Source organism: Paraburkholderia sp. BR10923 (genome assembly GCF_040948765.1).
GTDB classification, from domain to species: Bacteria; Pseudomonadota; Gammaproteobacteria; order Burkholderiales; family Burkholderiaceae; genus Paraburkholderia; species Paraburkholderia youngii.
In genome coordinates this window covers 603,162-616,980 of sequence record NZ_JBFPKO010000001.1, presented here as the reverse complement: position 1 = coordinate 616,980, position 13,819 = coordinate 603,162, and the positions used below count along the sequence as shown (strand labels likewise).

Annotated in this window: 10 protein-coding genes and 1 pseudogene; 5 read left to right on the top strand and 6 right to left on the bottom strand. The window is 65.0% G+C overall.

Going from position 1 to position 13,819, the window contains the following annotated elements:
- Nucleotides 1-5: 5 nt before the first annotated feature.
- Nucleotides 6-1,580: an efflux transporter outer membrane subunit gene (locus tag AB3X94_RS02770; protein WP_176108340.1), complete on the top strand. Its 1,575-nt coding sequence runs from the start codon at nucleotides 6-8 to the stop codon at nucleotides 1,578-1,580.
- A gap of 415 nt (nucleotides 1,581-1,995) precedes the next feature.
- Here the strand turns inward: AB3X94_RS02770 and AB3X94_RS02765 are convergent, their stop codons facing one another.
- A complete protein-coding gene (locus AB3X94_RS02765) occupies nucleotides 1,996-4,497 on the bottom strand; it encodes a penicillin-binding protein 1A (protein ID WP_368610720.1) in 2,502 nt (833 codons plus the stop codon).
- Nucleotides 4,498-5,055: 558 nt separating this feature from the next.
- On the opposite strand from AB3X94_RS02765, the gene AB3X94_RS02760 reads away from it, so the two are divergent.
- The 3 genes from AB3X94_RS02760 to AB3X94_RS02750 all read left to right on the top strand — a co-directional run bounded on the left by AB3X94_RS02760 (nucleotide 5,056) and on the right by AB3X94_RS02750 (nucleotide 8,222).
- Nucleotides 5,056-5,718, top strand: coding sequence for a hypothetical protein (locus AB3X94_RS02760; RefSeq protein ID WP_368610719.1), 663 nt, complete (start codon nucleotides 5,056-5,058; stop codon nucleotides 5,716-5,718).
- A gap of 459 nt (nucleotides 5,719-6,177) precedes the next feature.
- Nucleotides 6,178-6,858, top strand: coding sequence for a PspA/IM30 family protein (locus tag AB3X94_RS02755; protein WP_176108337.1), 681 nt, complete (start codon nucleotides 6,178-6,180; stop codon nucleotides 6,856-6,858).
- Between the two features lie 179 nt (nucleotides 6,859-7,037).
- Complete coding sequence (locus tag AB3X94_RS02750; protein WP_368610718.1) at nucleotides 7,038-8,222, top strand: tetratricopeptide repeat protein; 1,185 nt, start codon at nucleotides 7,038-7,040, stop codon at nucleotides 8,220-8,222.
- Between the two features lie 93 nt (nucleotides 8,223-8,315).
- Here the strand turns inward: AB3X94_RS02750 and AB3X94_RS02745 are convergent, their stop codons facing one another.
- Nucleotides 8,316-8,984, bottom strand: a complete 669-nt coding sequence (locus AB3X94_RS02745) for a TetR family transcriptional regulator (protein ID WP_246392038.1) — start codon at nucleotides 8,982-8,984, stop codon at nucleotides 8,316-8,318.
- A 211-nt stretch (nucleotides 8,985-9,195) separates the two neighbouring features.
- Here AB3X94_RS02745 and AB3X94_RS02740 point away from each other — a divergent pair, with 211 nt between their 5' ends.
- Nucleotides 9,196-10,686, top strand: a complete 1,491-nt coding sequence (locus AB3X94_RS02740; protein WP_368610717.1) for a flavin-containing monooxygenase — start codon at nucleotides 9,196-9,198, stop codon at nucleotides 10,684-10,686.
- Between the two features lie 27 nt (nucleotides 10,687-10,713).
- On the opposite strand, the gene AB3X94_RS02735 is transcribed toward AB3X94_RS02740, so the two are convergent.
- From AB3X94_RS02735 to AB3X94_RS02720, 4 genes and pseudogenes are all read right to left on the bottom strand, one after another.
- Nucleotides 10,714-10,839 carry a hypothetical protein gene (locus AB3X94_RS02735; protein WP_281375039.1) on the bottom strand — a complete coding sequence of 42 codons (126 nt, stop codon included), beginning with the start codon at nucleotides 10,837-10,839 and terminating at the stop codon, nucleotides 10,714-10,716.
- A 45-nt stretch (nucleotides 10,840-10,884) separates the two neighbouring features.
- Nucleotides 10,885-11,703, bottom strand: coding sequence for an ABC transporter permease subunit (locus tag AB3X94_RS02730; RefSeq protein ID WP_176108333.1), 819 nt, complete (start codon nucleotides 11,701-11,703; stop codon nucleotides 10,885-10,887).
- On the bottom strand, nucleotides 11,700-12,632 hold the full coding sequence (locus AB3X94_RS02725; protein WP_176108332.1) for an ABC transporter permease subunit: 933 nt from the start codon (nucleotides 12,630-12,632) through the stop codon (nucleotides 11,700-11,702). Before AB3X94_RS02725 ends, AB3X94_RS02730 begins: the two co-directional genes overlap by 4 nt.
- Nucleotides 12,629-13,717 (bottom strand): annotated as a pseudogene (locus tag AB3X94_RS02720) (ABC transporter ATP-binding protein); the annotation flags it as partial. The pseudogene AB3X94_RS02720 and the gene AB3X94_RS02725, both read right to left, overlap by 4 nt.
- Nucleotides 13,718-13,819 lie beyond the last annotated feature (102 nt).

Below are 13,819 nucleotides of genomic sequence, written 5' to 3'. Positions count from 1 at the left end.
CGAGCATGACTATTCCCGCCCTGTCCCGCCGCCGCGCGCGCTTCGACGCGCTGGCCCGCACCACGCTTGCCACCGGCATCGCGAGCATCACCTGCATGCTCAGCGCCTGCTCGTTCGGACCGAACGGCGACGCGCCCGCGATGCCGCAGCCCGCGCACTACGGTGCGGAGCCGCTGCCGACGCAAACCGTGCCCGCGCAGGGCATCACGCAGCAGTTCGTGACCGGCGCGCAACCGGTGCCCGAATGGTGGAAGCTGTACCGCTCGGAGGCGCTGAACGCGCTCGTCGACGAAGGCTTGCGCAATAGTCCGACGCTCGACGCGACCGACCGCAGTCTCGCCGCCGCGCGCGAGCAGTTGCGCGCGCAGGTTGGCAGTTCGCTGCTGCCGACCATCGACGCCGGCGGCCAGGCCACCCGCAATCGCGCGCTCGCGATCCCCGAGATCGGACCGAACACGTTTCTGTACAACGTGTTCGTCGGCCAGTTGCAGGCGCACTACACGTTCGATCTGTTCGGCTCCGCGCGCCTCGCGAACGCGGCGCTCGCCGCGCGCGTGAACGTGCAGGTCTACCAGCTGGAGGCGGCGCGGCGCGCGCTCGCGGCGAACATCGTGACCGCGACGATCACGAGCGCCGCGCTGCACGCGCAGATCGATACGACCGAGCGGCTCGTGGTCCTCGCCAACGATCAGGCGCGCGATACCGAACGGCGCTTCGCGCTCGGCGCGGTCTCGCATGCCGATCTGCTGAACGCGCAGCAGAGCGCGGCGAGCGTGTCGGCGAGTCTGCCGGCGCTGAAGCAACAGTGGCTCACCACGCGTCACGCGCTCGCGGTGCTGCTTGGCCGCACGCCCGATGCCGCTCCGGACGACATCGATCTCGCGCAATTGCATCTGCCCGAGCAGGTGCCGGTCGTGGTGCCGTCGGAGCTGCTACGCACGCGGCCTGACATCGAGGCCGCCGACGCCGCGCTGAAGGCCGCTGCGACCGATGTCGGCGTCGCCACCGCGCAGATGTTCCCGAGTCTGTCGCTGTCGGCATCGATGGGACAAGGCGGGTTTAGCTGGCCGGTCGCGATGTCCGGTGCGGGGGCGATCTGGAGCATCGGCGCGTCGCTGTCGCAACCGCTGTTTCATGGCGGCGCGCTGCTCGCGCAGCGCCGCGCGGCGCAACACACCTACGAAGCGAGCGTGTCGCAGTACAAACAGACCGTGCTGGCCGCGTTCCAGAACGTCGCCGATACGCTCGCCTCGCTCGAGCACGACGCGCAGTCGCTCGATGCCGCGAACATCGCCGCGCGTTCGGCACAGGGCGTGTTCAACGAGACGTCGGCGCGCTATCGGCTCGGCTCGCTGCCCGTCGCGGCGACCCGTTCGAGCGAGCAGCAATGGCGCAACGCGCAGCTCGACGAGATCCGCTATACGAGTGCGCGGCTCACTGACACGGCTGCGCTGTTGCAAGCGATGGGGAATCCGCCGCTCGATCAGGGCCGGACGTCGTCCGCGCCGGCGGCGGCCGCTTCGACTGCTGCGTCTGCGTCGGCGCCCGTCGGTACACCGAACACAACCGCATCCAACTAAACCTGGGATTCCCTACCGAACGCCGCACTTATTTCCAGTTCGTGTTATCCCCAGTTTGTGTTGACAGACTTGTTGATAAGCCAGGGGCGAAGCGTCTAAGTGCTTGAGGCGAATCGCTTTGTCCCGCGTGTTATTGGGCGTAGCAATTTCGAAGCAACGACACGATCAAGCGGAGTCACAACGGGAAAAAAACGGCCAGCGCCGTTATCCACAGAATGTGTTGAAAGACCTGTTGATAAGGCCTGCAGATCGCGTCCAAGTGCTTGAGCGCGCGATGGATTCAGCCGCCGATGCATTCGCGCACGCATCGCGCACGCATCGCGCAAAGAAGGAAGGATAGGTCAGGAATCCGACCCGAAGGGGTGGACGCGTGCGCGACCCGCCGAAGCCGACCGCGTACGCGCTGTCAAAAACATCAAGGCTTGTTCGACTCGAACAGATCCATGATCTGCTTCTTCTCGGTCGTCGACACGCTCGGCGGCGGCACCACCGGCGGCGTCATGCCCGCCGGCCCCACACCGCCCACCGCATCGGTCGCGCCGGCCATCGGATTGCTCGAATCGAGACCGATGCTCGCGACGAAGCCTTGCCCCGGCAACTTGTCGCTGAAGAACAACTCACCGTCCATCGCCGTCACGCCGTCGGGTTGCGGCGGCTCGGCCTGTGGCACACCGCGCAGCGCGCGCTGCATGTACTCGACCCAGATCGGCAGCGCGAGCTGCGCGCCGAATTCACGGCTGCCGAGACTCTTCGGCTGGTCATAGCCCATCCAGGCGACCGCCACCAGCGACTGCTGATAGCCGGCGAACCAGCCGTCCTTAGCATCGTTGGTCGTACCGGTTTTGCCCTGCAGGTCCGAGCGCTTCAGCACGTTGGTGCCCGCGCCCGTACCCGCGGTCGCGACCGAGTGCAACAGGCTGTTCATGATGTACGCGTTGCGCGGCTCGAGCGTGCGCGGCGCATCGTGCCCAGCGACGAGCGGCTGCGCGCGCGAGATCGCCACGCCACGCGCGTCGGTCACTTCGTTGATCAGATACGGATTGATCCGGTAGCCGCCGTTCGCGAACACCGAGTACGCGCCCGCCGACTGCAGCGGCGTGACGAGGCCCGCGCCGAGCGCCATCGGCAGATACGGCGGGGTCTTGTCGGCGTCGAAACCGAAGCGCTGCGTGACGAAGTCCTGCGCATACCTGGTGCCGATGAACGACAGGATGCGGATCGACACCAGGTTCTTTGACTTCTGCAGCGCGAGGCGCATCGACATCGGACCATCAGGCTGGTCGTCGTCCTTGGGCTCCCACGCGTCGCCGCCCGGCGTGCTCGGCGGGAAGTACAGCGGCGCGTCGTTGATGATCGTCGCCGGGGCGAGACCCTTGTCGAGCGCGGCCGAATAGATGAACGGCTTGAAGCTCGAACCCGGCTGGCGCCACGCCTGCGTCACATGGTTGAACTTGTTCTTGTTGAAGTCGAAACCGCCGATCAGCGCGCGGATCGCACCGTCCTGCGGCGTCAGCGACACCAGCGCGCCCTCGACCTGCGGCAGCTGCGTGATCTGCCAGTTGCCCTTGTCGTCGGCGATGAGGCGCACGATCGAACCCGGCCTGATGTGCAGCGTCTGGTTCGCGCGTGGGCTCAGCGCGGCGGCGACGAAGCGCAGGCCGTCGCCCGACACCGTCACCTGCGTACCGTCGACCAGTTGCGCGACGACCTGCTTCGCGTTCGCGGCCGTCACCACGCCGGCGATGATCTCGCCGTTGTCCGGGTGATCGGTCAGCGCGTCGTCGATGGTCTGGTCGCGGTCGTCGCCGGCCTCGGGCAACTGCACGAAGCCCTCCGGTCCGCGATAGCCGTGGCGCCGCTCGTAGTCCATCACGCCCTTGCGCACCGCGCGGTACGCGGCGTCCTGATCGGCGGAATCGATCGTCGTCGTGACGTTCAGGCCGCGCGTGTAGGTTTCATCCTTGTACTGCGCGTACATCATCTGCCGCACCATTTCGGCGACGTACTCGGCATGCACGCTGTACTCGTTGCCCGGATTCTTCGTGTGAATCTCTTCCTTCACGGCCTGGTCATACTGCTGCTGCGTGATGTAGCGCAGTTCGAGCATGCGTCGCAGGATGTACTCCTGACGGATCTTCGCGCGCTTCGGATTGACGACCGGGTTATACGCGGACGGCGCCTTCGGCAGGCCCGCGAGCATCGCGGCCTGGGCCAGCGAGATGTCCTTCAGGTCCTTGCCGAAGTACACGCGCGCGGCCGCGGCGAAGCCGTATGCGCGCTCGCCCAGGTAGATCTGGTTCATGTACAGCTCGAGGATCTGGTCTTTCGTCAGCGCTCGCTCGATCTTGTACGCGAGCAGCATTTCGTAGACCTTGCGGGTATAGGTCTTCTCGCTGGAGAGGAAGAAGTTGCGCGCGACCTGCATCGTGATCGTGCTCGCGCCCTGCGATGCGCCGCCATGCGCAAGGTCGGCGAAACCGGCGCGCAGAATGCCGACGAAGTCGACGCCGCCGTGTTCGTAGAAGCGGTAGTCCTCGATCGCGAGCACCGCTTTCTTCATCTGGTCGGGGATGTCCTGGAAGCGCACGAGGCTGCGGCGCTCCTCGCCGAATTCGCCGATCAGCACGTGATCTGCGGTGTAGACGCGCAGCGGCACCTTCGGGCGATAGTCGGTGAGCGCGTCGAGCGACGGCAACTGCGGCCCCATCACGACGAGCGCATAGCCGACGATCAGCGCGCCGATCACGGCGACGGTCGCGATCAGGCCGATAAACCACAGCATGAGCGACGCACCGATCGAACGACGGCCGTACTCGGCGTCGCGCGAAGCAGCATTGCGTCCTGGGGTGCGTTGATGGGAGTCCCGGTCTTCACCGGCCGGAGAATTCGAGGAATGCGGTCGTTTGATGATTGGCATGACTGGAGTAATGGGCCCGCAACTGCGCGCCTGTCTGCACGCGCACACGGCGCGCGCATGGGTCGTGATCGACATCCTGGCCGGGGACGTACGCCGCCCTGCGGACCTTGCCCCCGGCCGGCCGCACGGCACGCCTCGGACCATGTCCGGCGCAACGTAACAGCGCATTTTAAAGAAATCAGCAGCGTTCCAACGCGGTTTTTTTGTAAGAATTCCCTTCGACGGCCGCCTTTTCCTGGCAAGGGGCTGTAATTTCGCGCAGTGCGGATCGCAGCGTGCGTGCGGAGCGCGGCTTATGCGGGGTTATCAACATTTTCTGTTGAAAGGGCTGTGGACAAACCGGCCGCAATCACTACAACTCATTGATGTCACGGGATTTTCGCATCACGCTTATTCCGTGGCGGCGCAACTCGTCATATGATGAACCCCGCGCACGTCTTTCGATGCGCGCGACGGGGACCCAGCGGCGGGTTCCACCGGCAGCTCCGTTGACGGGTTCGACACCGTATCCGGGGGCTCGCGCCGACCCGCCCATGCCAACAAGACTGCGAGTCGATCATGTCCAAGCCCAGCGAGCGCATCGTCGTATTCGTCACGACCGCGCAGAAACGTGCGATTGCCGCGACCGCGGAGGAACTGGGCATCAGCGTAAGCGAACTGATGCGGCGCGCGGTGCTGAGCTTCGGTGCGACCAGCGAGCAGGTCAAGGCCGCGAGCATCGTCGACCGGCTGCGCGCGCCGCGCGCGCCCGATGCGCTGAACGCGGCGCTGCAACGCGTCGCGCGCGGTACGCGCTATGCGCGCGCCGCCCTGCCGGCGTCGCTGCAAGCGCCTGACAAAGACGCGGCAAGCGCGGCTGCCGGCGCAGCCGATGCCGCGCACCCGCCCGCAATGCCGCCAGCCGGTCGCCCCGCTGTCGCGACGGACGCTGCCAATTCCCCCGCCCCGCTGCTTCCCGCGGGTGTCGCCGCCGCGCTCGCCGCCGAGCAGGACGAACAGGCGGCGGCCACCGCCGAAGCCGTCGCGCGTCTGACCGCGGCACGAGCCGCCGACAACGCCGAAAACACGGAGACGGACGCAATCGAACATGCCGCGTCGCAACGGCTGTCCGGCACCTCGGCGCGTCTGCGCAACTCTCTGAAGCGCCGCCCCAACGAGCCGGCCCCCGACGACGACGAACCGCACAGCGACCCGAGCGCCGAAGGCGGCCGCTTCGCGTGACCGAAAGCGTGACGGAAAATTACCGCGCATCGAGCCGCGATCACTGCATCCGAACGAACAGGCGGAGGTATGCAACGAGTCCGCGTTGCATATCGTTACATCAGTGACACCTGTATGAACCGCTGCTCGATAATGCCCGCACACGCTTGCAAACAGTGGCTTTCCAGCATCGCTTCAGCCTCCGGAAAGCCGCGTCGTTCAAGCCATCTTTAAGACAGCCGATGGTGTAATATCCGCCGTCAAGTCCATGCCCGTCGCGGCTTTTCATCATCCAGGCAAGCCTCGACCCGGCATTGCGCCCCAACAAAAACGGACCGCGCTATTGCAATTGGCAAGTACGCCCCGAACTCCGGTCCGAACGTTGCGCAGCATCGCGCGCGGCGGCGTAAAGTAGCAGTAGTTCAAAGCAGTCAGGCGCGCACGCATCGTCGGCGCCGCTCACATTCTCTGGAGGTTTTCATGTCGCTTTTTGACAGCATTTCGCGCACGCTCAAGGGTCTTCTGAACGATGCGGCCGACTCGGTGCAGGATCCGTCGCGTGACTCGCGCCAGATCGTGCGCGAACTCGACGACAGCATCGGCAAGGCCGAGAACTCGCTGATCGAGATTCAGGCGCAGGTCGCCACCCAGCAAAGCAAGCGCGATGTTGCCGCGGACAAGGCGAAGAAGTATGAAGACGGTGCTCGTCGTGCGCTGCAGTCCGGCGACGAAGCGCTCGCGCGTGAAGCGCTCGGCGCGCAGGCCACCGCCGAAGCCGAACGCGATGCACTGACGAAAGAGCTGACCACGCTGGAGCCGTCGGTCGCGCAACTGAAGAGCCAGATCGAGGACATGCGCACGCGCCGCAACGACCTGAACGCACGCTCGAACATCCTGCAAGCCAAGCAGCAGATCGCGCAGGCGAAAGATACGGCGGCCACGGCACTCGGCGGCATCGGCGGCAAGAACCTGTCCGAAGATTTCCAGAAGCTCGAAGACAAAGTCGCGCTGTCGAACGCGCGTTCCGACGCGCGTCTGAACTCCGCCGACGAGAAAAGCGGCAAGGCGCTCGACGACAAACTCGCGGACCTGAACCGCGGCCCGTCCGTCGACGACCGCCTCGAAGCGCTGAAGAAGCAGCTCAATACGCCGGCGCAGTAAATGCTGGATGCGGGTGTACCACCTCATGGCAAGTACGCGAAGCAGGTACACGCGGCAGTGACAACAGCAGTAGCAGTACATGCCGGTGCGCTCGCTCCTGAACGCACCGGCATATCGGCCGCCACAGGCAGCCACCGCAATCGACTGATGGAGACGGGCGCGCCCCGCCCGGTCCGCAAATGAAAAAACTTTTCGCAACCGCCTTCGCTTCGCTGCTGCTCGTGTCGGCCGCGGCGTTCGCGGTGCCGACCGCTCAGCAAATCGAATCGGCGATGGCGCAGGGCAACTGGCAGCAGGCCGACGCCGGCCTCACCGAAGTGTTGCAAGCGCATCCGAACAACGCACACGCGCATTATCTGTACGCCCAGGTGCTCGATCGCGAAGGCCGTTCCGCCGAGGCGCTCGCGCAACTCCAACAGGCGAAGACGCTCGATCCGCAGATCCGCTTCACCGACCCGAGCCGCTTCGCGCAAACCGAAGCGCGCCTGCGCCGCGACGCGGAGCGCGCGGGCAACAACGTCACCCGTCATGCCGCGAATCCGTTCGCGCAGCAGAATGCGCCTGCTGTGCAGCAACAGTCGGCAATGGCGTCGCAAGCGCAATTACGGCATGGTCCGGGGGTGGGTATGTGGATCGGTATCGTTGTTCTGATCGTGGCGATCGCGTTTGTGCTGCGCTGGACCTTGCGCCGCGCGCGCGGCCAGGAAGACACTCGCGCTGACGAGGACCGTCGCGCGCAATTGAAGCGTGCAACCGACATGCTCAACACGGTGCGTTCGATCAAGCTCGACGTGAAGCTGTCCACCGCGCCGGGTCACGAGTTGCTCGAGAAAGACGTCGAAGCGACCGAAGAGCAGTTGCGCGGCACTATCGAAACGCTGTCGAACGGCAAGAATCCGCTGCCGCCTTATGCACTCGACGAGTTCGAGCAACGCATCGCGAGCCTGCGTGCGCGCGCCGACGGCCGGCCCGATCCGACCGCCGCGTCGGTGGGCACCGCCCAGCAATCGGCGTATGCGCAGGAGGCCGAGCGCTTCGGCAATCCGCAGCCGCCTTATCCGCAACAGGGTCCGGTTCAGCAGCAGCCGCAGGTCATCGTGCAGCAAGGCGGTGGCATGGGTGGCGGCATGGGCGGTCTGCTGACCGGCGTGCTGCTTGGCGAGGCGCTCAGTCATGGGCGTGACCGCGTGATCGAGCGCGACGTGGTCGTCGACCCCGACGAACTGCGCCGGCGCGGCAACGACGGCGGAAACGGCGGCGGCCTCGACTTCGGTCAGGGTTCGAACGACTGGAACGATGACGGCAGCGGCGGCGGCATCGACATGGGCAGCAACGACGATTCCGGCGGTTGGACCGATACCTGATCTCACCCGGTCGATCCGCGTCGAATGAAACACAGGCTCCTTCGCGGAGCCTGTTTTTTTGCCTGCCGGTTTTGTGTAGCGCTTGCGCTTATTTCAGGCCCGCGCCGATTCCGCCTGGCTACCCTCGTGCTGCGCGAGCACAACCGCCCCTGCGAACAGCCGCACGATGAAACGCTCGGCGTAATCGATCAATGCGTCGCGGCGCGCGTCGTTCGCGTCGATGTATTCAGCGGATAGATGAAACAGTTGCAGCACGATCTGCGTGCAGACTTCGTCGACGGTTTCGCGCGCAAGTCGCGGCATCAGTTCGAGTTGCACGACGTCGTCCGCCATTTCCGCCGACACCTCGTGCAGGTTCGCGCGCACCGCTTCGCGCAAGGCCGGCGACGTGCCGTGGTACTCCGCCAGCGCGCTCAGGAACGCCTCGCGGTTCGCGAGCGCAAACGCGAAAAAAGCGACGCATGCGCGCCGCGGCACGCTGTGCGGCTCGTCATGCGCGGCGAGCCAGCGCTCGCGCCGCAGCATCGGCCGAAGCCGACGGCTCACGGCGGCGACGGCTTCGCGCGCGAGTTCGTCGAGCGCGCTGAAATGACGGTAGAACGTGTTCGGATTGAGGCCCGCCTCGCGCGCGAGCTCGCGCAAGCCGAGGCTCGCGAAACTGCGGCCGCCGGCGGTCAACCGCAGGGCGGCTTCGATCAGCTTGCGCTTGCCGGGCGGCAACTCCGGGCCGGCGACGGACGATGCTTCGGGGACAGTGGTCATCGTGCGTTCAATCATCGCGCGGTATACGCGTTCAATAGCTGCACTCTAAACGATCTTGACGCGATGTGTACGGTTGTCTACCCTGCGCGGTAAGCCGTGTATAGACAGGTGTTGACGCGCGATTTCGGCTTCGGCCGTACGCGCCGCGCGAGCCCGCCGCTCGGTAGCCGCTGTCGTTTCACCCCCGCTTTCGCCCGTGCCGGAGACCGCCGTGACGCCTGCCCCCTCCCCCTCATCCACCGCGCCGCGCATTGCGATCGTCGGCAGTGGCTTTGCCGGCATCGGCATGGCGATCCGTCTGCAGCAGATGGGCATCACATCGTTTACCGTCTACGAGGCCGCAAGCGGCATCGGCGGCACGTGGCGCGACAATACCTACCCCGGCGCGGCCTGCGACGTCCCCTCGCATCTGTATTCGTTTTCGTTCGAGGCGAATCCGGCGTGGTCGCGCTCGTTCAGCAGCCAGGCCGAAATTCTCGCGTATCTGCAGCACTGCGCGCGCAAGTACGGCGTCGATCGCTATGTGCGCTGCAATGCGAGAGTGAGCGCCGCGCGCTTCGACGAAGCGCGGCAGATCTGGCTCGTCGAGCTCGACACGAACGGTGTGCGCGAAATTATCGAGGCCGACGTGCTGATCGCCGCGAACGGTCCGCTGTCGCGTCCCGCGCTGCCGCGCATCGCCGGCATCGAACGTTTCGAAGGCAAGCTGTTTCACTCGGCGCGCTGGGATCACGCGTATCCGCTCGACGGCAAACGCGTCGCGGTGATCGGCACCGGCGCGAGCGCGATCCAGTTCGTGCCGAAAATCCAGCCGCGCGTCGCGCATCTGGACCTGTTCCAGCGCACCGCGCCTTGGGTGATGCCGAAGCGCGACAAGCCGATCGGCCCGCGCGCGCAATGGCTGTTCCGTACGCTGCCGTTCACGCAGCGCTTCGTTCGCAGCGCGATCTATTGGCAGCTCGAATCGCGTGGGATCGCGTTCGTCGTCAATCCGAAGCTGATGGAGATGCCGATGAAGTTCAGCCTCAGCTATCTGGAGCGACGCGTCAAGGACCCGGCGCTGCGCGCGAAGCTCACGCCGAACTATCGGCTCGGCTGCAAGCGCGTACTGCTGTCGAGCGACTATTACCCGGCCGTGTGCCAGCCGAACGTCGATGTCGTGACGAGCGGCATTCGCGAGATCGTCGCGGATGGCATCGTGACCGAGGACGGCGCGCACCACCGCGCGGACGCGATCATCTGCGGCACCGGCTTCCAGGTCAACGACGTGCCCGCGCCGTTCGAAGTGACCGGCCTCGACGGCACCGACCTCAGCACGCTATGGCTGCGCGATGGCCCGGAGGCCTATCTCGGCACGAGCATCGCGAACTTCCCGAACTTCTTCATGATCGTCGGCCCGAACACGGGGCTCGGCCATAACTCGATGATCTACATGATCGAGTCGCAACTGCGCTACATCGGCGATTGCCTGCGCGTGCTGCGCAAACGCAATGCGCGCACGATGACCCTGCGCGCCGACGTGCAGCGCGATTTCAACGCGCGTTTGCAGCAGGAGATGCGGCACGCGGTATGGACGAGCGGCTGCCATAGCTGGCATCAGACCCAGAGCGGCAAGGTCACCGCGATCTGGCCCGGCTTCACGTTCAGCTTTCGCAAGCGTACGCGGCGCGTGCGGCCGCAGGATTACCGCTTCGCGCGTTGAATCGGCCTCGCGCGGCGGCAGGCGCAATCACTGCCCTCCGCCACCGCTCAGCAATCGCAACAGCTCCCATAGAAACTTCACGATGATCACGATCAGTTCCCACAGCCGATAAAGCGGCTGCCAGTCCAGCACGCGCAGAAGGGACTCGAGCATCGCTATCGCCAGAAGAAATGAAGGCGCCCAACGCGTCGCGCGACCTCAAACCGCCATCACGGCCCGCTTGCGCTCCGCGCGCTGCATGAAGAAGTTCGCCGCGACCACGCCGACCGTGACGACCGCGATGAACAGCGTCGCGAGCGCATTCATCTCCGGATTCAGGCCGAGACGCACGCGCGAGAACACGACGAGCGGCAAGGTCGTCGAGCCGGGACCCGACAGGAACGCGGACAGCACGAGGTCGTCGATCGACAGCGTGAACGACAGCAGCCAGCCCGACACCAGCGCCTGTGAAATCAGCGGCAGCGTCACGGAGAAGAACACGCGCAACGGAGTCGCGCCGAGATCGAGCGCGGCTTCCTCGAGCGACGGATGCAGCTCCCGCACGCGCGACTGCACGATGATCGCGACGTACGAAATACACAGCATCACGTGGCCGATCCAGATCGTGAAGATGCCGCGTTCGGCCGGCCAGCCGATCCAGCGCGCCATTTCGATGAACAGCAGCAGCAGCGAAATGCCCTGAATCACTTCGGGGATCACCAGCGGCGCGTTGATCATGCCCGTGTACAGCGTGAAGCCGCGAAAGCGGCCCATCCGCGCGAGCACGAAGCCGGCCCACGTACCGATGATCACCGACGCGAACGCCGTCAGCAAGCCGATCCGCAGCGACAGCCACGCCGACGTGATGAGCTCGTCGTCCCGCAACAGCGCCGCGTACCAGCGTGTCGAAAAGCGTGTCCACACCGTGACCAGTTGCGATTCGTTGAACGAATACACGACGAGGCTAACGATCGGGATATATAGAAACAGAAAGCCGATGCCGAGAGCAATCAGCTGCAGCATGCGATTCGGTTTCATTGGCGGCCCTCCTCCAATGCCTTCGCCTGCGCACGCTGGAACAGCGCCATCGGGACCAGCAGCAACAACACCATCGCGCAGGTGACGGCGGACGCCATCGGCCAGTCCGCATTGTCGAAGAACTCGTTCCACATCACGCGGCCGATCATCAGCGTGTTCGCGCCGCCGAGCAGCTCAGGAATCACGTACTCGCCGACCGCCGGAATGAACACCAGCAGGCAGCCGGCGACGATGCCGTTCTTCGACAGCGGCAGCGTGATCTGCCAGAACGCCTTCCACGGCTTCGCGCCGAGGTCGTAGGCGGCTTCGAGCAAGGTCAGGTCCATTTTCACGAGGTGAGCGTAAAGCGGCATCACGAGAAACGGCAGGTACGAATAGACCATGCCGATGTAGACCGCCGTGTTCGTGTGATACAGCTCGATCGGCGTATGGATCAGGCCGACCGACATCAGGAAGTTATTCAGCAGCCCGTTGTTCTTCAGAATGCCGATCCATGCGTACACGCGGATCAGGAACGAAGTCCAGAACGGCAGCATCACGGCCATCATCAGCAGATTGCGGGTGGCTGCATTGGAGCGCGCGATGTAGTACGCCATCGGATAGCCGATCAGCAGACACAGAAGGGTCGAAATCGCCGCGACCACGACCGAATTCACATAGGTCGCGAAGTACAGGCTGTCGGTCAGCAGAAACGCGTAGTGCGACAGATCGAGCGTGATGTGCAGCGCGCCTTCCGCGAAGGTGACGAGCTGCGTGTACGGCGGAATGCCGAGCTGCGAATCGGCGAAGCTGATCTTCACGACCAGCAGGAACGGCACGAGGAAAAACAGCAGCAGCCAGATGAACGGTCCCGCCACCACCGCGCTACGTCCCGTGAGCTTCAGACGCCGCACGGGCCACGTGAAAAACGAGTCAAGCGCTTCTTTCATGACGTCAGCACCACGCCGGCCGATGCGCTCCAGCGCACGTAGACTTCGTCGCCCCAGGACGGCGGATCGATTTCGGTGAGCGCGAGGCTCGTCACGTTCGCGATGACGGTCTTGCCGCCGTCGAGCTTCACGTGATACAGCGAATAGCCGCCCATGTACGCGATATTCGTGACGACGCCCTTGCCCCAGTTGTAGGCGCCCTCGGGCGGCTTGCGCGTGAGCGCGATGCGTTCGGGCCGCACCGAGATCGTCACCGGCATGCCGAGCGGACCGGTGATGCCGTGATTGACGTGCAAACGGCAGGTCAGATCCGGCGTTTCGATAAACACGTGATCGGGTTCGTCCTCGACCGTGCGGCCTTCGAACAGGTTGGTCGAGCCGATGAATTCCGCCGAGAAACGGCTGTTCGGATACTCGTAGACTTCATGCGGCGTGCCGAGCTGCACGATCTGGCCTTCGCTCATCACGGCGAGGCGGTTGGCCATCGTCATCGCTTCTTCCTGATCGTGCGTGACCATCATGCAGGTGACGCCGACCTGGTCGAGAATGTTGACGAGCTCGATCTGCGTGCGCTGCCGGATCTGCTTGTCGAGCGCCGACATCGGCTCGTCGAGCAGCAGCAGCTTCGGCCGCTTGACGAGCGAGCGCGCGAGCGCGACGCGCTGCTGCTGGCCGCCCGACAGCTGATGCGGCTTGCGCTTCGCGAAGCGGCCCATCTGCACGAGTTCGAGCGCGTTGTGCACGCGGTCTTTCAGCTCGGCCTTCGGCACGCCTTCCTGCTTCAGGCCGAACGCGACGTTCGCCTCGACCGTCATGTGCGGGAACAGCGCGTACGACTGGAACATCATGTTGACCGGCCGGCGATACGGCGGCAGTTGCGCGAGGTCTTCGCCATCGATCAGGATCTTGCCCGACGTCACGGTTTCGAGCCCGGCCATCATGCGCAGCAGGGTCGACTTGCCGCAGCCCGAACTGCCGAGCAGCGCGAACAGTTCGCCCTTCTTCACCGTCAGGTTGACCCCTTTGACCGCGACGGTCTCGCCGAACTTCTTCACGACGTCGACGATCTGGATGAACTGCTCCGCTGTGTCTCCCGTAACGGCGCTCGGGCCCGTCGACGGCACGGCCGTCCCGGCCAGCACGCCCGGCTGGTCACTACTCATCATAATGCTGCTTCACTCCGGCGT